We start from the raw sequence: 19,807 nt of genomic DNA on the forward strand, positions 1-19,807 counted from the left end.
TCTGCGTTATTGCGGTTGCAAAGATATAACAGAATTTCGTTTCTGCAAGTGTTTTTGTAAAAAAAATGAAATAAATTTTCAAATCTTTATCCAAAGTTTTGTTTTTCAACCAAATATGTAGTCAATATTTTTTCAAAATTATCGCCCACATTTACCGAAACATACTTAATTTGGTTCTTCGCACAGGTTAAAGCCAAGTTTTTAAAGTAAGCTTCTACCCTTTTTTCATATTCTTCTTTTACATTGTCAGCAAAAATCGAAACCTCTTCGCCCGATTCTAAGTCAATGAATTTTCTTGGTGCATTATCAAAATCAAATTTTAATTCAGTTTGATTATCAACCACATGGAACAAAACTACTTTATGTTTGTTGTGTTTCAAATGTTGTAATGCGTTGAATAATTTCTCGTCATCTTGCGTCTGGAACATATCTGTAAACAAAATAATCATAGAACGACGATGCATTTTCTCTGCAATTTGGTGCAGATAGGTAATCGTGTCGGTCGTTTTCTTTGCTTTTGGCTGTTCTAATAATTGTTCCAATTTATTCAAAAGCATTCTGTGATGGCGATCGCTTCCTTTTTCTGGAGCGTAATATTCGTAATGATCTGAGAAAACGCTTAAACCAACGGCATCACGCTGTTTCTTTAGAATATTCATCAAAACCGCCGAAGCCAAAACTGCAAAACCAATCTTCTTTTCATAAAAAGGCTGATTCGATTTCAGTTCAGGATAATGCATTGATGACGAATTATCGACAATCAAATGGCAACGCAAATTGGTTTCTTCCTCAAAACGTTTCGTGTACAAACGATCGGTTTTGGCAAACAATTTCCAGTCGATATGTTTGGTGCTTTCGCCTGCATTATAAACTTTATGTTCGGCAAATTCGGCCGAAAATCCATGAAACGGACTCTTGTGCATTCCAGATATAAAACCTTCCACAACCTGATTTGCCAGCATTTCCAGATGCTGAAAACTCGAGACTTTCTCTATTTCCGATTCAATTTTCATTCGGTTTCTTTTTTAATATTTTGTGCTTTATAAAGCAAATCTGTCGCCTGAAACAATTTACGCTTCAAGATCGGACTAAAATTAGGGTTTTCTTTTAAGAATCGCTGTACTTCATCAAAAGCATATTTCGACGAATATTTTCCAACGGTATTATCGAGCCAATCTTTCGGAAAGAAAATATCTCCCGTACGCTGGATTTCGTCTACCAAATCTAGTGAAAATCTAATATACTTTTGTACACTTCCTTGACGAAGCGGATGATTTATATTTGACAAAGCCACAGAAACCCAAGATTCTTTTTCGCGATTTGCATCATCTTTTAATGATTCTATAAAAGCATTTCGAACTGATTCGTCTTTAGATAAAGATGGAAGCAAAAATTCAAATCGCTTTTGTTTGTCTGGATTTGAAATTGAATTTCTAGTTGTTTCCAAAATTTCATCGGCTTTTTGATGTTTGAAAATAGCCAGATTCATTGCCATATTCGTGTAATCGTCTTCATTTAATTTCAAACCTGTAATTGAGATTTCTCTATTCCAAACCTTATACAAACTCGCTTTTCCTGACTCAGAATAAGCAACTGAAGTAAATAAGCCAAACAATGTCTTTTTGATATTAGACGATAAATTAGTCTGCAAACGCTCGTATAGAATACCTACAAGCTGTTTTTGAACTTCATTTTGCTGTTTTTCGGTGAAAAATCTCCAATAAATAGTGTTTAGATTGTTAGAAACAATTCGCAAAACCAATTCATTTTCTTCTGATTGAATTCCTTTTAAAAAGCATTCATAAGCTTGATTTGGAGAGACGTTTCCAATTAAAGTATTTTCATAAAGATTGCTGTACGCCGAAGCCCTTGCTACCTCATCTTTTAGGTCTGCAATATAATTTAAATTATTCCCGTCAAGCGGAAAAACACCATATCCAAAACCATTATAATTGTAAATGATAGCGAGCGGTTTTTCAAGTCCGATAGCCTCTTTTAGCATCAAACTTTTATCTGTGATATTTGCCGTTAGCACTTTTACATCATTGGTATAAACTAAACCTATTTGAAAAACCTGAGGCCAGATATTATCTGATTTATCTTCAGCTTGCTGTATAATTTCAAACTTCTTGATTTTATTTTGCGTGTCATATTCTATTTTATCTGAAAAAATAGCTCTTCCAGATTTGTTTACCCAGACTTCGCTCCATTTCTTCATATCCAAAGGCGTTTCTGCATCAAGAATTTCTACGAGATTATTCCAATCGGCATTGTCATTGGCATAATTCTGAATGTATTTTTGAATTCCATTCTGAAAAGCTTCTTTTCCCATTGAAGCTTCTAATTGACGCATCATAATTGGTGCTTTGTTGTAAATCATAGCGCCATATAGCGAACCAGCATCTTTCAAATTTGCCAAATGCTGTCTTATCGGATGCGTTCCCAAAGATCGATCTTCCGCGTAAGCGCTAGCATAATGTGCTGTAAAAAACTGCAGATTATGATTGACTTTCGGGAAAATCGGATTCATAATTTTATCTGCCATAAAATTGGCGAAAACCTCTTTCATCCAAACATCGTCAAACCATTTCATGGTTACCAAATCACCAAACCACATGTGTGAGGTTTCGTGTGCAATCAATTTTGCACGATTTAATTTTTCGCTATCGGTAGCACTATTATCCAAAAACAAAGTTGATTCTCTGTATTGAATTGCACCAACATGTTCCATTCCGCCATATTGAAAAACGGGAATCGAAGCGAAATCTAACTTCTGAAAAGGAAATTTATAATTGGTATATTTTTCTAAAAAATCTAAAGATTGTTGATGTAAATTGAAAATTGTATCGACACTTGCTTTTATTTTATCAGCGCCATTTTCACGATAAAGCATTGTCATTTCCAGATTTCCTGGCTTTTGCGTCACGCTGTTGAATTTTCCTGCAACGAAAGAAAATAAATACGTACTCATTTTATCAGATTCTCCAAAAGTATAAGTTGTAAAACCTCCTTTTTCTAATTTCTCTTTTACATCGGCTCCAGCCAAAACTTTCCAATCTTTTGGAACAGAAAGACTCAGTTTATAAGTTGCTTTTAAATCTGGCTGATCGAAACATGGAAATAAAGTACTCGCACGATCCGGAACTAATAACGTGTATAGAAAATCATCGTTTCTATTTAAAGATAAATTCCCTGCGATAAACGAAATCTTAATTGTATTTTTCCCTGAAATCAAATTTCCAACAGGAATTACAATATGCCCTTTTTCGTGAACAATTGCGACCGTTTTCCCGTTTGCTTCAACTGTTTTGATGTTTTGCGATTTCTCTTTAAAGTCCAAATACAAAGGCTCGCTCACATCTGACAAGATTGCCTCTAAAACCAATTTTGAAACAATATCTTCACTTTTCTGATTCGGAATTTCAAAAAACAAAGTGTATCGAAGATTTGAAATCTGTTTTTTACGAAAATGTGCCAATTGCTCTGAAACACCATTTTCTAAAACAAGATTTCCTTTTGTTTTTGATTGTGAAAATCCAATCATAATTGTCATAAAAAAAGCAAGAAGGCTGTAGAAAATTTTCATTTTTAAGGAATATAAGATTTGCTAAAATAAGCAAATGCATTGATTTTTCATAAACAATTACTGCAACAATATTGCATTTAAAAATAAGATTTCTATATTTGCAACAGTATTGCATTAATTCTGGTTTTTAAAAACCATCAGAAGCAATTTCAACGAATGAAAAAGAAAATTAAATTTATAAATCTCTTGATGCCGTTAATCGTATTGTTCGCAATACTTTTTCCTGCTGTCCACTCGTATGAGCATATTTTGGACACGCATTCGCAGAAAGAGAAAATAGAATTTTCAGTTTCAGAAAAACCACAATTTAAGGCAAAACTTCATTCGTTTCATAAATGTTCGATTTGCGATTTTAAATTTAGCGCAGTTGGCACATTTGAAGTTGCTATTTTTCAATTCTATAAAAATATTTCTGTTGTAAAACACCTTAATTTTTACAACCAACAGCATTTTACATTTTTCAAAGGGTCGCTTTTCTCACTGCGAGCCCCGCCCACTTTTACACTTTAATTTTTTGTGCACAGGTCGCATGCCAATTCGGTTATTAATTTGTTTTTAATGATTTAAATCTCAAAACTTTTTACAGCAACCTCATTCATTTACAGCAGTTAATACTTTGTATTGACATTTCATTTTTGCATTGGAATTCAAAATTTCTTTGCTAGAATATTGCTTTTTCTGCACAAAAAAGTCCCCTTTCAATTTTATCGATTACGGCATTTAAACTAAAACTTAATTCGGGTTTTTAGTTTGTGTTGTGCTGTTTTTCAATCATTCAGAAGATATTTCACCCCGCTGGGGCTCTTCTAAAATGGCAAATCGATTTCTATAAATATTTCGTCCCGCTGGGACTTAGTCAAATGGCAAATTTTCTAATTCTATTCCGTTTCTCTGGGACTTGAATATTAGAATCATTATACCTTTTTCGTAACCCAAATACCCTTTATAAAATGATTAAAATCAAATCAGAAAAAATGAAAACAACAAAACTCATTCTGGCTTCGCTTTTTGCCGCAATTGCTTTTACAAGCTGTAGCAATGACGATTCAGAACCAGCCATTCCTTCGATTGACAAAATCGAACTAGGTCTTAACAACAGCGAAACAGCAACTATTGGCCAAGATTTCCATTTTAATGCTGAAGTAACTGCCGCTGATAAAATCAAAAATGTACAAGTGAAAATTGTACAAAAAAGCACTGAAACGTATTCTAAAACTTGGTCTCACGAAATTACTTGGACTCAATATGCGGACTCAAAAAACGCTACAGTTCACAAACATTTTGACATTCCTGAAGATGCTGCAGAAGGAAAATACGACTTCATCATTATTGTAAACGATCAAAACGGAAGCAAACTTGAAGTGAAGAAAAACCTAACGATTATAAATCAAAAAATATGAAAAATTTAAAATTCCTATTAGGCATTTTTGCTCTTGCCTTTATTTCTTCCTGCTCAAGCGATAACGCAGAAATCGACACCGAATATCCTGTAATTGATATTTCAGTAACAGATGCTTTTCCTATTCAATGCAGTACAATTGAACGCGGAAAGACCTTCACTTTCAAAGCCACTTTTAATGACAATGTCGAATTGGGTTCTTATAGCTTAGATATTCACCACAATTTCGATCATCATACTCATAGCACAGAAGTAACAACTTGTGAAATGGAAGCTGTAAAAACTCCAGTAAAACCAATGCTTTTCATCAGCAATTACACTATTCCAAACGGAGTAAAAAGTTACGAAGCAACGGCGCAAATCACCATTCCTGCCGACGTTGATCCGGGAGATTACCATTTTATGATCCGCTTGACGGATAAGGAAGGCTGGCAAACGCTGAAAGGTTTAAGTATTAAAATTTTATAAGATCAAATTAATGAAGAATGCCCTATCCATTTATTGGAAATATTGTTTTTTACTCATCAGTTTATTGGTTGCGACCGAAGCTGTTTCTCAAAATAAGCCTTCAGATAAAAAACCAGAAATCAAGGAGCTTGACGAAGTTTTAATTAACGGAAATTCTGCCGAAAAACGCAAAAAAGAAGCATCGCTGAATGTTGAAACAGTCAATAGCAGTTTTATTCAGCGTAATCTTGGCGGAAGTTTGATGCAGTCTTTGCAGAAATTACCAGGTGTTAAAACTATTTCAATTGGTTCGGGAGGTTCGAAACCGCTTATTCGTGGTTTGAGTTTTAATCAGGTGATTGTGGTTGAAAATGGTTTGAAACACGAAGGCCAGCAATGGGGCGCCGATCACGGACTGGAAATCGATCAATATGCTGTAAATCGGGTAGAAATTATAAAAGGCCCTTCTTCATTTATTTACGGATCTGATGCTGTTGGTGGTGCTGTAAACATTAAACCGCTTCCTCTTCCAACTAGAAACTCTTTTGGTGGAAGCGTTGACCTTACAGGAAAAAGCAATAATGCGCAATTTGGAAGTTCTATTAATTTATTTGGAAGAAATGAAAACTGGTTTTTCGATAGTCGAGTAACCACAATGGATTATGGCGATTATCGCGTTCCAACCGATGTGGTTCATGTGTATAGTTATGCTGTTCCATTATACAAAAATCATTTGCGAAATACAGCTGGGCGCGAACTCGATTTTCATTTGAGTTCGGGTTATTCTGGTGAACATTTTAAATCGGTTTTTTATTTCAGTAATGTGCATACCAAAAGCGGATTTTTCGCGAATGCGCATGGACTCGAACCGCGAAATGTAGATCTAGAATTACACGATAAATCGAGCCGAGATATTTTGATGCCGTATCAGCAAGTCAATCATTTGAAAGTTGGCAATACGACTTCTTTTCAATTGGGAAATCATGCTTTTGAGACGCAGATTGGTTTTCAGAATAACTTTAGAAGAGAATATAGCCATTACGTCAATCACGGTTATATGCCTCCAATTTATCCTAAAGACATGTACGCTCCGCAAGATTTGGAACGCCAATACGATAAAGATGTTTGGTCATTTTCTGCTAAAGACGAATTCAGAATTCAAAACCATCAAATTACGGTTGGTTCTAATGTAGTTTTTCAGCAAAATGAAATTGGCGGATGGAGTTTTTTAATTCCGTCTTTCACACAATTTAATGCTGGATTATTTGCATACGATAAAATTGAACTGAACGAAAAATGGTTTTTAAACGGCGCTGTTCGTTACGATTACGGAAAAATTAAAATGAAGTCTTATTACGATTGGTTTCAAAGTCCCGTTTCTGAAAACAATCAAACGGAATTGGAATATTTACAGCGTTCTCAAGATTTGACAAAAACCTTTGACAGTTTCACATGGTCGATTGGTGCAAATTACAATCCTGGAAAGCTTTCATTGAAGGCCAATTTGGGCTCGAGTTTTAGAATGCCAATTGCCAAAGAACTGGCTTCAAACGGTGTAAATTATCATTATTTCAGATTCGAAAAAGGAAATCCAAATCTAGATGCAGAACGTTCCTATCAATTGGATTTGGGAATGGAATGGAATCAGCAAAACTGGTCTTTTCAGCTAACTCCATTTGTGAATTATTTTCCGAATTTCATTTATCTAAATCCGACTTCAGCTCATGATATTTATTATGGCGCAGGAAATCAGGTTTTTGAATATGAGCAAAGTAAAGTTTTCCGCTATGGCGCAGAATTACAGACAAGATATTATTTCCTGAAATCTTTAAGTGCAGAAATCGCTGCTGAATATCTTTATTCGGAACAAAAATCTGGAAGCAAAAAGGGTTATACGCTTCCATTTTCACCGCCGCCTTCGGTTTTGCTTGGATTGAATTACGAACCTCAAATCTCCTTCTTAAAAGAACCTTATTTTTCTGTTGACTATCGTTTTACAGCAGAACAAAATAATATTGTTCCGCCAGAGAAAAAAACAGCTGAAAGTCATGTTTTTAATGTGGCTTTTGGCTCAAAAGTAAAAACAGGAAAACAGGATATCAGCATCAATATTCAGATCCAAAATTTATTTAATACAAAATATTTAAATCACACCAGCTTTTATCGACTTATCGAACTTCCTGAAGCGGGAAGAAACATTATTGTTTCTATGAAAATTCCCTTTTCGGTTTCACGATAAGTCTGACCATTCAAAATCAATTATTTACAAATTTTAAATCCTTTATTACAATGAAAAACAAGTTTTACAAATTGCTATTTTTATTTGCTTTATCGCTTTTTGCGGTTTCGTGCAGTAACGACGATGACAACCACGACGATCATGATCACGACACTTCTGAAGAACATACATTTGTTCGAATTTTACTTTCTGACGAAAAAACTACAGAGTTAACGCTTTTTGATCCTCATGAAGATAAGATCAGTTCTTTTACAGCAAAATTTGCGAAATCATCTTTGTACACAACAGAATCTGGACGTTATGCAGGAATTGTTCACAGAGACAATAATTTTGTAGAAACTTTTGACAGCGGATTGGAATTACACGGCGATCATATTGATGTTGATGATGTTCCTAAATTTGGAGTTTTAGCGACAAGCGCATTAAAACCAACGCATTTTAAAAGTAAAATTGGCGAAATCCTAACTTTTAACGATGGAGACGGAACGCTTTCTGTTGGTAAAGAAGCAGATGTAAATACCGCTGGTTCAACTTTTAAAACGATAAATGCAGGTTTATTGGCGCATCACGGTGCAATGGCAACTTTTACAAACGGAACTTATGCGATTACCGTAAAAGATAATTCGGTTACAGGAACGCTTCCAGAAAAAGTAAAAATTATCGACAACACTGGAAAAACACTTTTTGATGCTAAAATTCAAACAAAAGGAATTCACGGAAATGCTTCAGACGGCGTTTATGCTGTTTTTGGTTCTGCCAGCGGAATTTTGGTTGTAGAAAGTAACGGGAACCAAAAACTAATCGATCATCCAGAAGATTTTGGAACGGCTTGGTTTGGAAGTATTTTAGAAACGGCTTCAGCTGGAAAATTCATTGGTTATAATGCTGCAAAAGGCTCTTATTTAATTGACGTTGTAGCCAATACAGTAAAACCAATTGTTCAAAACACAACAATTATGCAGTGCAAAGTAAGCTACGATCATACAAAACTAGCTGTTTTATTGCATTCTGGAGATTTTAAACTTTATGATATCAGCAGTTTACAAGTTGCAAAAGAAATTAAAGCAACAACAGAAACGGCTACAGATGCGACATTAAAACCTCAAATGGCGGTTACAGATCGTTTTGCTTATATCACTTCGCCAACAACTGGAGAATTAATACAAGTAAACCTTTCTACATTGGCAATCAAAAAGACTAAGGTTTCCAGCACACCTTATATGATTACGATTTTAGGTTATGAAAACAGTGAAACTCATAGCCACTAATTCATTATTTAAAAAAAAACGAAAAAGGTTTGACAATCGTCAAACCTTTTCCTTTACTAATTCAAAGCTATCCAAAATAAGAATTATTCAGTTTGTTGAAAATCAAAGCTTAAATCTCCTGCATTGTAATTTGCCGAAACATTTGTCGGGAAAATTTGTGCAGTTCCAGAAACCCATCTGTATTCGTTGAATGTAATGTTTCCAGCAACAATAGGATACGTTACGTTCGAATTGTCAGCTTTGTTCTTTTTATACCAATCGTTAGAATTCATGGTAATCATGTATTTTTTGTCTTTTTCTAAAGCCAATTCGCTGATTTCTTTAGAAACTTGTACGTCTGCCGTTTCAACATTTAAAGTCTCAGAACGCAAAACAGTTTTTGCTGTATAATCCCAAATCGTTACCCGCACAGACGGGTTTGTCGACGGAAGCTTGAGCGTAATCGCTTTAATTTTTCCTTTGACCGTAGGCGTAAATACCAATCCGAATTCATAATCTCCAGAATTAATGAAGTTTGATACTGTACTAAAACCTGTTGCAGTATAATAAGCGTCAAGCGGATTCTCTTTTTCAAATTTTGGTGTATTGTCATTGTCGTCGCTGCTACAAGAAATAGCCAAAGCGGCAGTTAGTAAAATGGTAAAAATGGTTTTGAAAGCTCTCATAATAATCTAGTCTTAAAAAATTGGTTAAATGGTTCTTATTTAATTCAATAACATTATTTTTGTAAAACTCAAAAGTTCGTTTTTTTCCGTTTCCGAATGATTTACAGGACAAATTTGAATCAATAAAATCATTGGAAAAACCACCAATAGACGAACAGCATTTTAAATAGACAGACAACATAAATCTAGGTTCGAATGATGAAAAAATACAGTTGTATTATTGTTGATGATGACGAAATTGATAGGTTAACTGTATTGTCATTTGCCAAAAAGTTTCCTGTTCTGGATATTTTGGGTGTTTTCGAAACTGCCGAAGAAGCGCTTTCGTTTCTAGAAAAAGAAAAAATAGAAATCTTGTTTTTAGATATTGATATGCCTGGCTTAAACGGAATTGAATTTAGAAAGCAAGCGCTCGAAGTTCCTGTCTGCGTTTTTATAACGGCACATCCTGAACATGCTGTAGAAAGTTTCCAGATCGAAACACTTGATTTTATTGTAAAACCTTTAAAACTAGATCGCTTTACTCAAACCATAAATCGTATTGAAGAATTTATGGAAATCAAACTGAAAGCTTCTCTATTTGAAGCGAGTATTGGTGGCGATACTATTTATATTAAAGAAGGACATGAACAAACCAAAGTAAAACTTCACGAAATTTTATATCTCGAAGCGCTAAAAGATTATACTTTGGTAGTTACAGACCGAAAGAGGCATTGCGTGCTTTCGAGTATCGGAAATTTACTGAAAGAAGATCATTTTCAGTCTTTTGTCCGAATACATAGAAGTTATGCCGTGCAGAAACAATATGTTCAAAAAATAAATTCGAATGAAATTGTTTTGAATAATAATGCCATTATCCCAATTGGAAGAAGTTATAAGGAAAACTTAAATCTAATGGCATGAAAAACTTAAAGTTCCTGCTTTTATTTTTTATAAGTTTTAATGCTTTTTCTCAGCGGGAACCTAATTTGGCACGTTATAAAACTATTGACGAAAAACTTAAAGTATGGCTGAAATACTCCACATCACTTTTAGATACCGAAGATTATTCGAGACTTATTCCTACCGCAGACAAAGGAATTTTGCTTTCTAAAAACAACAATGCTTATTTAAGCCGCTTTTATCTTCAAAAAGGACTTGCTTACGAATTCACTAACAATCAATATCAAAAAGCATTAATAAATTATGAACTGGCTTGGAAATATGCCCATAAAGCCAAACATCTAAAAAACGAAACGACCATTTTAATGCGTCTTAATTACGTTTATTATTCGGTTCAGGATACCGTAAAAAGCAAATCTTTGGCAAACTATATCGAACAAGTTTTAGATACTACAAAAAGCAATTATACCAAAGCTATTTTAAACGGAAGTTTAGCCGAATATTATCAGAATAATGCGCAATATGAAACCTTTATTGGTTATCAGTTAAAAGCGATTTCATACAAAAAACTGCTTAAAAAAGATAAAGTCAACGAAGAGAATATCGGAATATCTTATCTTCAAATTGGAAGTGCTTACACTAAAATGAAGCAGTATAATAAGGCGATAGAATATTTGAATGAAGCAAAGCCGTATATAAAAAATTCTCCCTACGTAAGTGCTTTTTTATGCAATTATTACTTGCAGAGTTTTGTTCCTTTAAAAAACATTGACAGTATTACAAAGTATTACAAACTCATACACATTTACCCTTCTAAAAAAGATTCTCTATTTCTTAATTTGAGTTTTGCAAACCGCAGTATGTCTGAGTATTATGCAAATGAACGCAAGCCTGACATCGCATATATTTATGCTGAAAAAGCCATTCGGTTTGGGCAAAAATCCAATGACGGAGATATGATCATGGAAGCTAATACCATAATGGGAAGAGTTTTATATGAAAAAGGAGAATACAGAAAAGCGATCGAAACACTGAAAAAAGCTTCAAAAAATGCCTTGCATTATGACAAAGAATCTTTTGTCATGATCAATAAAAAACTGTCTCAAAGTTATGCCGCGCTCGGACAATGGAAAGAAGCTTATTATTATAACGAAATCTACAGCAAAAACAATGACGAAATGATGGCACAGTCTGCTAAACAAAGCATTGCAACTGCCGAAGCGCGTTATCAGAATCAGACTAAACAGCAAAAAATCAAAAATCTTTCGACAGAAAATGACATTAAAAACATTCAAATTAAAGAAGTAAAACAACAGCGTATATTTCTAATTTCGGGAATTGCTTTGGTTTGTATAATTGGGTTATTGTTAATGAAACAAAGTCAAAATCGAAAGAAAACCAATTTGAAGCTTCAGGCTTTAAATCAGGAATTGGACGAAGCCAATAAAATTAAAACCAGATTCTTTAGTATTTTAAATCATGATTTACGAAGTCCTATTTCAAATCTGATTCATTTTTTACATCTTCAAAAAGAAAATCCTGAATTGATTGATGAAGAAACCGCATCGAGAATGCAGCATAAAATTACAACTGGAGCCGAAAATTTATTGTCATCGATGGAAGATATTCTGCTTTGGAGCAAAGGACAGATGGAAAACTTTAAACCTCAGCCTAAAAAAATTGCCGTAACTATTTTATTCGATGAAACTGAAAAACACTTTTCAAATATTGAAAACGTTGAAATCTTGTTCGAAAATCCTGAAAGCATAATTTTAGAAACAGACGAAAATTATCTAAAAACCATTATCAGGAATTTGACAGGAAACGCCATAAAAGCATTAGACAAAACTCCGAATGCAAAAATTGTATGGAAAGCTTGGCATGAAAATCAGAAAAACTATCTTTCTATTACAGATAACGGCCCAGGCGGAACGCAAGAAAAATTCAAGGCTTTATACAACGATTCAGAAGTAATTGGGATCAAATCGGGTTTAGGATTGCACTTAATTCGGGACTTGGCTGCAGCCATTAACTGCAAAATCGAAGTTTGCTCGAAGCCAAATGCAGGAGCAACTTTTACCATTATTTTTAACGCATAAAGTTATTTTTAACACATAGAAACATAGAATTTTCTTTGTGATTAAAGGCGTTTCACTTATTTAAATTCACATAGCTATGTGTAGAAACTAGTTTTTCTCTTTGATCTCCTTTACGCTAAAAACAAAATCTATGTTTCTATGTGTTAGAAAAAACTCATTTTATATCCAATAAAAAAGGTCCAACTTTCGTCGGACCTTTTTTATATTAATCGTAATCTGAGATTACAATAAAGCGTCTAAACTATCTGCGTAGGCTTGTTTCGGAGCTACTCCTACTTGTTTTCCTACTACTTCACCATTTTGAAACACCAAAACGGTTGGTATGTTACGCACACCATATTTTGCAGCGAATTCTTGGTTAGCATCTACATCTACTTTACCAACAACTACTTTACCAGCGTACTCTTCGCTTAATTGGTCAATGATTGGACCAACCATTCTACAAGGACCACACCATGCTGCCCAAAAATCTACCATTACTGGTTTATCTGATTTTAAAACTACTTCATCAAAAGTAGCATCTGTTATTGCTAATGCCATAATATATTAAGATTAAAATTATGTCTGAATATTTAACTTTCAAACTACAGTACAAATTTAAAAATTTAAAATAAATCAAACACGATTACTAAATTAGTTTTCATTATAAATGTATTGTCATTAATTATGAACTATACAAAACTAAATTTACAATTTATTTACCTGAAAATCAAACTAATAAAAAGTTAAAGTTTTTTGTAGTATCTTTAATACATTCAAAATTCGGCTACTATGAAAGAAGCTTTATCCAAAACCAAATCCTTTCTGCAATCTGATTCTTTTAAAAAGTATGCCAAACGTTTTGGATATTTTATCTTGGGCTTAATTGCAATTCTTCTGCTTGCTTGCGGAGGTTTGTCCATTTATTTCAACCGACACAAAACCGAAATTATTGCGAAAGTCAATACCAAAATCAACGAAAATATAAATGGTAAATTTCATATTACCGATTTCCATTATAAGTTTCTAACGGGTTTTCCCTACTTCACATTGGCATTAAATGATGTCGAAATAAAAGACAATAAATGGCCAACTCACAAGCATACTCTGCTTAGAGCAAAAGAAATCGAAGCACGATTAAATGTTTGGAGCTTACTACATCATGAAATCAACATTCATAAAATCTTAATCAACGACGCCGATATTTATATTTATAAAGCCGAAGATGGTTATTCTAATGCTAATATTTTTAAGCCAAAAAAGAAAAAACCTAAAACCGATAAAGAGAAACCTGAAACTACAATTGATCAAGTTAGCTTGAGTGAAGTTCACGTAATTATCAACAATCATTTAGGACATAAATTGTTTGATTTTGATGTGGCGAGTTTGGAGTCAAAAGTAAATTATGATGACGACAGCTGGCAGACTAATCTGTATTTGAAAACCAAAATTAACAGTCTAGCTTTTAATACCGTTCATGGAAGTTTTGCCAAAGAAAAAGTTCTAGAAGGCAATTTTGACATTTCGTATGCTGAAGCCAATCAAAAAATAGATATCAAAACTCAAAAACTCAAAATTGGATCTGATGCCTTTGATATTGTTGCTTTCTTTAATATCGGGAAAAGCAATTCGCTTTTCGGAATCAATATAGGAACGGATATTTTATGGCAAAATGCTTCTAATTTATTGTCTGGAAATATCAGTTCGAAGCTGAATAAATTCGATATAAAAAAACCGATTAAAGTAAACTGCGACATCAAAGGCGATTTGAATGTTGAGGGCGATCCGAAAATTGTAGTGCAAGCAGACGTGAGAGACAACGAATTGAGCATTCCGGATGGTTTGTTTACCAATTGTTCTTTCAAAGGAATTTTTACCAACACTTTTAAACCCGAAAAGGAATCCAGCGATCCGAATTCAGCTATTATTTTGACCAATTTTAAAGCTGAATACGAAAGTATTCCATTAAAAATTGCACAAGCGGTTATCAATGATTTAGAAAAACCAATTGCAACTGGAGTTGTAAATTCTGATTTTGATATTTCAAAATTGAACGGAATGATGAACGAGAAAATTATTCATTTTGAAAGCGGTCATGCCAAAGCCAATTTGAAATTTCAGTTTGACATTGTCGATTTGTACATTAATAAACCCAAATTTACAGGCGATGTAGATATTACTGATGCCACATTTGATTATCTTCCAAAAAGCATTCACGCCGAAAAAACGGCAGTGCAATTGTCGTTTACGCAAGAAGCGCTTTACATTAAAAAAATTGCCTACAAACACAAAAAGAACATTATCCGCATTGACGGAAAAATCGATAATTTCCTGAATCTCTATTACGATGCACCCGAAAAAATGGTCGTAAACTGGAATATTTACTGTCCAAATATTGACGTAAAACAGTTTTTGGGCGTTTTAAAAAATTCTCCAAAACAGAAAGTAGCAGAGAAAAAAACAGTTAAAAAGAATGTCAATTTTACAAATCAGTTAAGATCGGTAATCGAAAAATGTACGGCTGTAATTAATCTAAAAGCTGATAAAATCACGTATGGCGCGCTTACTGCAACCAATACGCAAGCAACGCTACAGATGCTCAATTCTAAAGTTCTGCTCAAAAACGGAAAACTACAAACCTCTGGCGGAAATATTAATTTTAGCGGTTCTGTTCAACCAAGCGGAAATCGTTATGTTTTTACTTCAAACGCGCAAGTAAACCGAGTAGATATTGCCAGCTTTTTAAGGTCTTTCAACAATTTTGGAATCAAATCTTTTAGTCCCAAAAACATTCGCGGCCGATTAACCAGCAATGCTAATGTTGCAGGTTTAATGAGCAGTACGGGAGATTTGATTGTGAACTCGATGAAAGGAAAACTCGATTTTAATGTCAACCAAGGCGCATTAATCAATTTTGAACCGATTATGAAAGTCGGAAAATTTGCTTTCCCGTTTCGTGATGTAGAGAATATTACTTTCAGCGATTTGTCAGGTTCGCTTAATCTTCGCGGCGAGCAAATCGATATCCATAAATTGACTATAAGTTCGAGCGTTCTCAACCTTGATGCAGAAGGCGTTTATTCTTTCGGCCGAGGCACCAATCTCGCGCTTACAGTTCCGCTAAGAAACTCCAAAAACGACGCCAAACTCGCCACCAAAGAAGAACGAAAAGCCGTTCGCGAAAAGGGTATTGTCCTGCATTTGATTGCTTATGATAATGAAGGAAAAATGAAGGTTAAGTGGGGGAAGAAGGATAAGGGGTAAGCAAATAATTACTGCTTATCAACTCCGTTTTGTGGAAAACATAATTCCTGATTTTGGATTATTATTCCTAAATTGCACCACTAATTTTAGCGCAAAATGAAGGGAGAAGAAAAGATCAACATTGACGAATTTGATGGTAAAAAATTTAAAAATCGCTTTGTAGAAGAAGACGATAATAGAAAAGCCGTTGTTACACATTATCTGCACAATTATCACAATGGCGTTAAAGATCATTTTGAAGAAGAAGCTGCTCACTACATAAAACAAATTGTTGAATATAAGAATGAAGAAGAGAAACTAAATATGGTTTCTGATTCTGCATTACAACAATTACTTTTTGAAGTGGAAGATGTTCCGTTTCCTACTCCCGAAAATTATACTTTTAAATTTATCGACCTTTTTGCAGGAATTGGTGGTTTTAGAATTGCATTGCAGAATTTAGGTGGTAAATGTGTTTATACGAGTGAATGGAATGTAGATTCGCAGAAAACATATCGTGAAAATTTTGGTCAAATTCCATTTGGAGATATAACACAAAAAAGTACAAAAAATTATATTCCAGATGATTTTCAAGTTTTATGTGCTGGATTTCCATGCCAAGCCTTTTCAATAGCTGGCTATCGAAAAGGTTTTCATGACACTAGAGGAACTTTATTTTTTGATCTAGAAAAAATTATTGAAACCAAAAGACCTAAAGTAGTTTTTCTTGAAAACGTAAAAAATCTAGTTTCTCACGATAAAGGAAACACGTTCAAAGTAATTTTAGAGATATTAGAAGAAAAACTTGGCTACAAAGCATATACTAAAATTTTAAATTCTTCTACGCACGCTAATGTTCCGCAAAATAGAGAACGTATTTTTATTGTAGCATTTGACAAAGAACAAGTTCCAAATCATGGAGATTTTAAATTTCCCGAGCCTATTCCTTTAACTAGAACAATCCATGATATTTTAGAAAAAGGAAAACAGGCAGATAATTTATATTACAAAAAAGACCACCAATACTATCCCGAATTAGAAAAAACAATAACTTCAAAAGATACAATATATCAATGGAGAAGAGTTTATGTTAGAGAAAACAAAAACCAAGTTTGCCCAACTTTAACAGCTAATATGGGGACAGGTGGGCATAATGTGCCTTTGATACTAGATGATTATGGCATTAGAAAATTAACTCCAAAAGAATGTTTTGCTTTTCAAGGATATCCAATGGATAAATATATTTTACCAAATATTGCCAATAGTAAATTATATATGCAGGCTGGAAATTCAGTTACAACACCATTAATTGAAAGAATTAGTCAAGAAATTTTAAATATTTTACGCCCATGAGTGTTTGGGATAAATTTTCCATCGAACAACAAAATGAGTACATAAAGTTTTTGCAAGTTTATGGAGCATTATCAAACCTCTTTCGCCAAAAACAAGGAGATTTAATTCCGTATCTTGATTCTAAATTTCAGGAAACTGTCTTTACAAAAATTTTTAATAGTCAAAATGTTGATATTGGAAATACTCCACACGACGTACTTTCAATATTTGATAATGAACGTATCGGAATTGGCTTAAAGACTTGGATGGGAAGTAAGCCATCTTTTCAGAAAGTTATGCAACTTAAGCGTTATCAAAATGATATTAATGAATATCGTAGCGACTTACATTCCTTAGCATATAAAATTTCTGAGATTAAAAATCAGAGAATGCAAAGTGATTACGAACGATTAGGACTATCTGAAGACAAAAATATATATCATTACATAACACGTGATCAAGGTGTTTTTACTATTAATGAATGTGCATATCCTTTAATTGATGTACATAAAATTAAAGATTTTAATGCAACATCATCCGCTTTATCTTGGTCTGATGGAAACAAAGATTATAGATATACATTTGCTGATTCTCAAATATGGCAAAAATTTGACTCTGACAAATACAATACTATCACACTCAATAAATTTGATGTGAAAATTATTGAGGATCCTTTTTCATTTTTACTGAAAGCATACTTTGACCTTGTTGAAACAACAAAAGTTGCAGAACCTGATATAATTGAAGTTTACTTACCTCTATATTCATATCAATCTAAGGAAATAGGAGAAAAATCTGGATTAAATGCCTGGAATGCTGCGCCTAAAAATAAAGGAAGCAATACTCCAAGGCCTTTAAATGAAATTTACGTCCCTATTCCAAGAGAATTTCATAAAAAGCATCCTGATTTTTTTACATCTAACATCTTTGAATTTGAAAAGATTAAAGAAGATTATAAAGGCCCTTCAGATGAAAAACCTGAAGTACGTTTTTCATTAAAGCTACCAAATGGAAAAATAATTCCTGCTTTAGTTACCCAAGACAACATGAAAGGTTTGCAATCTGGAAGCAATACTTTAAAAGATGAAAACGGAAAAAGATTTGGACAATCTGCGTTAGGTCAGTGGCTACTTATAGATGTTTTAGGGCTCAAAGAAAGAGAACCTGTAACTCGTGAATGGTTAGAAAAGAAAGGAACAGATTCCGTTCGTTTGTGGCGGAATAAAAATGATTATAGTATAATTAATATTGATTTCGCTCCTATTGGCTCTTTTGAATTGTTCATGAAAGATGAACCAGTTCCGCTGGATGAAGATAATTTCACAATTTAGAGACAAGTTTATTTAAATCTACATAATAGAACTAATTTTATCAAACGAATAATCATATTAACGATTACTTTTTATAAATTTCTAAAAAACTTTTTATGGCAGGAGAAAATTGGACAAGGGAACAAACAATTGTTGTACTAAACCTTTATTGCAAAATACCATTTAATAAAGTTAGTTCCAATCATCCAGATGTTATTAGAATTTCAAAAATCATCGGAAGAAGTCCAAATTCGGTGAAAATGAAAATTGGAAATTTTGGAAGTTTTGATTTAGAACTAAAAGCAAGAGGAATTGTCGGATTAGGAAACACGACCAAGCTTGATAAAATTGTCTGGGATGAGTTTAGCAATAATTGGGAAAATCTCGGTTACGAAAGCGAGCTACTTATTTCTAATTTTACAAATGAACCAATTGAAAAAACATCCAGAATTGATCTCGATAACTTACCTTTAGGAAAAGAGAGAGAATCAATAATTAGAGCAAGAGTTAATCAGAGTTTCTTTCGCTCTACGATTCTTTCATCATATAATTCAAAATGCTGTATTACGGGATTATCAATTCCAGATTTTCTTGTCGCCAGCCACATAATTCCTTGGTCAAAAAATGATAAAATTAGATTAAACCCTCATAATGGGCTTTGTATAAATTCAATTCATGATAAAGCTTTTGACAGAGGTTTCATAACTATTACAACTGATTATAAAATAAAGATATCACAATACTTCAATGAATATAAATTTGAAAATGCGGTAGAAGATTTCTTTTTAAAATACCACAACAAACCAATCATTTTACCAGATCGATTCCTTCCCTCCAAAGAGTATTTAGATTTTCATCAAACGACAATTTTTAAAAAATGAAATTTATAACTGAAATAATTTTTGGCAAAGAACAAATAATAAAATATCGAAACAACGAAACTTTTGACGATTTTGAAAAAGTAATTAATATAAAAAAATATATTTTCGAAACTCAATTAGAAAGAAATGCATTTTATAAAGGATTGGCAGAAGGCGTTGGTTGGTCAGAATTTGAAGTTGTAAAAGAATTTGAAGAAACTGACCATAAAGAAATAAATGAAAAGGAAGAAAATAAATTCAATTATTGGTCATTTATCGAAGAATACTATCCAAATTATTCAAGTTGTGATAATGTTTTACTAAGTGATATTTTAACTAGAAAACTTGAAGGAGAAGAAGTTTGCATTGAAGATGAAGAGTATATTAAAAATTGGGATATTAGAAAAGAATTATTCGAGGTAGACAAAAATTTGCTTTGTGATGCTTTCGAAAATTATTTTGACACTATTTATCCTCAAAATACAGATATTTAATATT

At 33.3% G+C, this 19,807-nt stretch carries 15 protein-coding genes; 11 read left to right on the forward strand and 4 right to left on the reverse strand.

Going from position 1 to position 19,807, the window contains the following annotated elements; all coding sequences use genetic code 11:
• Positions 1–86 precede the first annotated feature (86 nt).
• Together DM444_RS09650 and DM444_RS09655 are read right to left on the reverse strand one after the other, a co-directional pair.
• Positions 87–1,013, reverse strand: coding sequence for a DUF58 domain-containing protein (locus DM444_RS09650; protein ID WP_111286047.1), 927 nt, complete (start codon positions 1,011–1,013; stop codon positions 87–89).
• Positions 1,010–3,586, reverse strand: a complete 2,577-nt coding sequence (locus DM444_RS09655) for a M1 family metallopeptidase (RefSeq protein ID WP_111286049.1) — start codon at positions 3,584–3,586, stop codon at positions 1,010–1,012. Before DM444_RS09655 ends, DM444_RS09650 begins: the two co-directional genes overlap by 4 nt.
• A 974-nt stretch (positions 3,587–4,560) precedes the next feature.
• On the opposite strand from DM444_RS09655, the gene DM444_RS09665 reads away from it, so the two are divergent.
• From DM444_RS09665 to DM444_RS09680, 4 genes are read left to right on the forward strand one after another with little or no spacing between them, the layout of a single operon-like run.
• Positions 4,561–4,986 carry a DUF4625 domain-containing protein gene (locus tag DM444_RS09665; RefSeq protein WP_162614945.1) on the forward strand — a complete coding sequence of 142 codons (426 nt, stop codon included), beginning with the start codon at positions 4,561–4,563 and terminating at the stop codon, positions 4,984–4,986.
• Positions 4,983–5,453: a DUF4625 domain-containing protein gene (locus DM444_RS09670; RefSeq protein WP_111286055.1), complete on the forward strand. Its 471-nt coding sequence runs from the start codon at positions 4,983–4,985 to the stop codon at positions 5,451–5,453. Before DM444_RS09665 ends, DM444_RS09670 begins: the two co-directional genes overlap by 4 nt.
• Before the next feature lie 10 nt (positions 5,454–5,463).
• On the forward strand, positions 5,464–7,671 hold the full coding sequence (locus tag DM444_RS09675) for a TonB-dependent receptor (RefSeq protein WP_239455649.1): 2,208 nt from the start codon (positions 5,464–5,466) through the stop codon (positions 7,669–7,671).
• 50 nt (positions 7,672–7,721) lie between these two features.
• Positions 7,722–8,939 (forward strand): hypothetical protein, encoded by a 1,218-nt coding sequence (locus tag DM444_RS09680; protein ID WP_111286057.1) that lies wholly within the window; start codon positions 7,722–7,724, stop codon positions 8,937–8,939.
• An 83-nt stretch (positions 8,940–9,022) separates the two neighbouring features.
• Here the strand turns inward: DM444_RS09680 and DM444_RS09685 are convergent, their stop codons facing one another.
• Positions 9,023–9,604, reverse strand: a complete 582-nt coding sequence (locus DM444_RS09685; RefSeq protein ID WP_111286059.1) for a DUF4082 domain-containing protein — start codon at positions 9,602–9,604, stop codon at positions 9,023–9,025.
• Positions 9,605–9,799: 195 nt separating this feature from the next.
• On the opposite strand from DM444_RS09685, the gene DM444_RS09690 reads away from it, so the two are divergent.
• The gene (locus DM444_RS09690; protein WP_111286061.1) at positions 9,800–10,507 is read left to right on the forward strand and encodes a LytR/AlgR family response regulator transcription factor; all 708 of its coding nucleotides are present in this window, start codon (positions 9,800–9,802) and stop codon (positions 10,505–10,507) included.
• Positions 10,504–12,585, forward strand: a complete 2,082-nt coding sequence (locus tag DM444_RS09695; RefSeq protein ID WP_111286063.1) for a tetratricopeptide repeat-containing sensor histidine kinase — start codon at positions 10,504–10,506, stop codon at positions 12,583–12,585. Before DM444_RS09690 ends, DM444_RS09695 begins: the two co-directional genes overlap by 4 nt.
• Before the next feature lie 222 nt (positions 12,586–12,807).
• Here DM444_RS09695 and trxA read toward each other — a convergent pair whose 3' ends face one another.
• Positions 12,808–13,125, reverse strand: coding sequence for a thioredoxin (gene trxA, locus DM444_RS09700; protein ID WP_008466289.1), 318 nt, complete (start codon positions 13,123–13,125; stop codon positions 12,808–12,810).
• 231 nt (positions 13,126–13,356) lie between these two features.
• Here trxA and DM444_RS09705 point away from each other — a divergent pair, with 231 nt between their 5' ends.
• From DM444_RS09705 to DM444_RS09725, 5 genes are all read left to right on the forward strand, one after another.
• A complete protein-coding gene (locus DM444_RS09705) occupies positions 13,357–15,828 on the forward strand; it encodes an AsmA family protein (protein WP_111286065.1) in 2,472 nt (823 codons plus the stop codon).
• Between the two features lie 96 nt (positions 15,829–15,924).
• Entirely contained in the window at positions 15,925–17,160 is a 1,236-nt protein-coding gene (dcm, locus tag DM444_RS09710; protein WP_111286067.1) for a DNA (cytosine-5-)-methyltransferase, read from the forward strand.
• Positions 17,157–18,470, forward strand: coding sequence for a phospholipase D-like domain-containing protein (locus tag DM444_RS09715; protein WP_111286069.1), 1,314 nt, complete (start codon positions 17,157–17,159; stop codon positions 18,468–18,470). Before dcm ends, DM444_RS09715 begins: the two co-directional genes overlap by 4 nt.
• A gap of 95 nt (positions 18,471–18,565) precedes the next feature.
• A complete protein-coding gene (locus tag DM444_RS09720) occupies positions 18,566–19,330 on the forward strand; it encodes an HNH endonuclease (RefSeq protein ID WP_111286071.1) in 765 nt (254 codons plus the stop codon).
• On the forward strand, positions 19,327–19,803 hold the full coding sequence (locus tag DM444_RS09725; RefSeq protein WP_111286073.1) for a hypothetical protein: 477 nt from the start codon (positions 19,327–19,329) through the stop codon (positions 19,801–19,803). The genes DM444_RS09720 and DM444_RS09725 overlap by 4 nt, the downstream gene beginning before the upstream one ends.
• Positions 19,804–19,807 lie beyond the last annotated feature (4 nt).

The sequence above is a fragment of the Flavobacterium ginsenosidimutans genome, from assembly GCF_003254625.1.
Taxonomy (GTDB): Bacteria; Bacteroidota; Bacteroidia; order Flavobacteriales; family Flavobacteriaceae; genus Flavobacterium; species Flavobacterium ginsenosidimutans.